Below are 254 nucleotides of genomic sequence, written 5' to 3' on the forward strand. Positions count from 1 at the left end.
GGCAGTAGCAGAGACTTCAGGTTTCCAGCAGGAAGGTTACCGGGCCGTCGTTGATCAGGTGCACCTGCATGTCTGCGCCGAAACGCCCGCTGGCAACCTGTGGATGCTGCGCGCGGGCCTGTTCGAGCAGATGACCGAACAGCGCCTCGCCCTGGGCGGGCGGTGCGGCGGTGGAGAAACCAGGGCGCAGGCCGCTGCGGGTGTCGGCGGCCAGGGTGAACTGGGAAACCAACAACAGGCCACCACCGACATCC

Annotated in this window: 1 protein-coding gene; it reads right to left on the minus strand. The window is 66.5% G+C overall.

The features are described 5' to 3' along the window. Window positions 1-16: 16 nt before the first annotated feature. On the minus strand, window positions 17-254 hold a 238-nt coding region (locus AC0IYH_RS32770; protein WP_471838538.1), incomplete at its 5' end, for a D-aminoacyl-tRNA deacylase.

This window comes from Pseudomonas sp. AC463, assembly GCF_979253585.1.